Origin of the sequence: Dietzia cercidiphylli, from assembly GCF_014145145.1 — a bacterium.
Taxonomy (GTDB): domain Bacteria; phylum Actinomycetota; class Actinomycetes; order Mycobacteriales; family Mycobacteriaceae; genus Dietzia; species Dietzia natronolimnaea.
The window spans coordinates 1-2,420 of record NZ_JAALEA010000471.1 but is presented as its reverse complement, the minus strand read 5'-3'; the positions used below and the strand labels follow the sequence as shown (position 1 = coordinate 2,420).

3 protein-coding genes and 1 tRNA gene are annotated in these 2,420 nt (G+C 70.7%); 2 read left to right on the top strand and 2 right to left on the bottom strand.

Annotated features, from left to right (window positions below):
• On the bottom strand, positions 1-871 hold an 871-nt coding region (locus G6028_RS15725; RefSeq protein ID WP_182659432.1), incomplete at its 3' end, for a polyprenyl synthetase family protein.
• A gap of 175 nt (positions 872-1,046) precedes the next feature.
• Positions 1,047-1,129, bottom strand: a tRNA-Tyr gene (locus G6028_RS15720).
• Positions 1,130-1,273: 144 nt separating this feature from the next.
• Between G6028_RS15720 and G6028_RS15715 the strand changes: the two genes are divergently transcribed.
• Both G6028_RS15715 and modA read left to right on the top strand, forming a co-directional pair.
• Complete coding sequence (locus G6028_RS15715) at positions 1,274-1,768, top strand: YajQ family cyclic di-GMP-binding protein (protein WP_179523183.1); 495 nt, start codon at positions 1,274-1,276, stop codon at positions 1,766-1,768.
• Between the two features lie 10 nt (positions 1,769-1,778).
• On the top strand, positions 1,779-2,420 hold a 642-nt coding region (gene modA / locus G6028_RS15710; protein WP_338404253.1), incomplete at its 3' end, for a molybdate ABC transporter substrate-binding protein.

Here is a 2,420-nt window from a genome sequence, read left to right as displayed (position 1 = left end):
CGGCGGCCGGGTCAGGGCCGGGCCGGCCGGCGTCGGTGCCACCGAGCGCGGCGTCGATGCGCGGCCAGAGATCGGTGGTGGCGGCGAAGGCCAGCAACACCGTGGGGGCCCGGCGCACGAGATCGCCCTCGTTGGACTTGCCGGTCACCGCCGGGTCGCCGAACACGCCCAGGACGTCGTCGACCACCTGGTACGCCGTGCCCAGGTGGCGACCGGTCTCACGGAGCGGGGGGATCATCTCCTCCGGCCCCCCGGCCAGGACCACGCCCAGCACCATGGGCAGGGTCACGGAGTAGGCCGCGGTCTTGGCGGCACCGATCGCCAGTGCGTGTTCCTGCGTGGTCGGCTCACCGTGGGCCGCACCGTGCACGTCGGCGTACTCCCCGGCGATGGAGGCCACCACCGCGCGTTCGACCTCCGCCATGGCGCGGTGCAGCACGGGCGCCGGCACGGGCAACCGGGCGAACTCGCCCATCGCGGCCACCAGGAGGAGATCCCCGCCGAGCAGTCCCCCCACCATGCCGACGTGCGCGGCGGTCTCCCGGGACAACCCCTGCTCGGCACCCCGCGTTGTGGTCCGACCCTGCAGGTTGGGCCGGCCCCGGCGGTGGTCGTCGCCGTCGGCCACGTCGTCGTGGACCAGGAAGGCCTCGTGGAGGAGTTCGAGCGCCTGACAGGCGGCGGCGCGAACCGCCTCGTCGCGACCGCCGGCGTGCGTGTAGACCGCGTCGAACAGTGCCGAGCGCATGCCCTTGCCGGATCGGGTGGTGCGGTCGAGATCGGCCGCCCAGTCGTCGACGGCGGGACCCAGGCCGTCGGGCAGGTCGCGAGAGGTCATCCGCTGGGCGGCGCTTACCGAATCCAGTGTCATGTCCTGTTGTTCGGAGCCGACCCTGTCGTGGATACCCCTCACCTCGAATCTTTTCGATGAGATGCGGCACACCGGCGTCCCGCACCCGGCGCCGCTGATGTCCACGGTGTCACACGGCCACACTATCGCGGCCAGGAAATGCACGAAGACCCCCGCTTGTGGCGGGGGTCTCGCGTGCCAGATGATGGATTCGAACCAACGTAGGCATAAGCCGACGGATTTACAATCCGCTCCCTTTGGCCGCTCGGGCAATCTGGCGTGCACCCTTGAAGGCGCTAGGACACGATACAACGCGTGTGACCCCCGGTGCCAAATCGGGGGCCGGCGGGGTGGCCCGGGCGGATGTCACGGCCGGGTAGCCTGGCCGGGATCGTCCCCCAACCCAGGAGAAGGAGCGCGTCCATGGCCTCGGAGTCCTCGTTCGACATCGTCTCGGAGTTCGACCGCCAGGAGGTGGACAACGCCCTCAACCAGGCCGCCAAGGAGCTGGGCACCCGCTACGACTTCCGCGGTACCGACGCCGGTATCGAGTGGAAGGGTGACGACGCGGTGGAGATCGTCGCGGCCTCCGAGGACCGTGTGCTGGCGGCCAAGGACGTGTTCATCGAGAAGCTGGTCCGCCGGGGCCTGAGCATGAAGGCGCTGGAGGTGGGCGACCCGATGCCGTCCGGTAAGGGCTTCCGCCTGGTCGGCTCCCTCAAGCAGGGCATCGACAAGGAGAACGCCAAGAAGATCACCAAGCTCCTGCGCGACGAGGGCCCCAAGGGCGTCAAGGCGCAGATCCAGGGCGAGGAGATCCGGGTGTCGTCCAAGAAGCGCGACGACCTGCAGGAGTGCATGCAGCTGCTCAAGAAGGCCGATCTCGAGGTCGCGCTGCAGTTCACCAACTACCGGTAGTCCGACGACCGTGCCCTTCCCAGGGGGACGCAGGAGGAGCCGGCGGCGTGCCGCCGGCGCGGGCGGCGTGCGGGTGCTCGCCGCGGCCGTGGGGATGTCCCTGCTGGCGGGATGTTCTGTCGGGATCGACGACGACGAGGGCTCGCCTCTGCTCACGGTCTTCGCCGCCGCCTCGCTCACCAGCGCGTTCACCCGGATAGCCGAGGACTACGAGCGTCAGAACCCCGAGGTCGAGGTACGGCTGTCCTTCGACGGATCGGCCGGGCTGGTCGACCAGATCGCCGGGGGCGCTCCCGCCGACGTGTTCGCCTCGGCGGATGCCGCGAGCATGGACCGGGCGCTCGCCGAGGGACTGATCCCCGGTGAGCCGGTGGAGTTCGCGACCAACGTCCTCACCCTGATCACCCCGCCCGGGAACCCCGCCGGCGTCACCGGTCTGGACCGCTCACTCGACGGCACCCGGTTGGTCGTGTGCGCTGACGGTGTCCCCTGCGGCGACGCGGCGCGCGCGCTGGCCGCGGCGGCCGGCGTCGAACTGCGACCGGTGAGCGAGGAATCCAAGGTCACCGACGTGCGCGGCAAGGTCACCTCCGGGGAGGCCGACGCCGGGATCGTCTACGTCACCGACGCCCGCGCGGCCGGGGACCGGGTC

Bases quoted from the DNA above. Each gene is read 5' to 3' on its own strand.
- G6028_RS15715 (WP_179523183.1), top strand. From the start codon at position 1,274: ATGGCCTCGGAGTCCTCGTTCGACATCGTCTCGGAGTTCGACCGCCAG.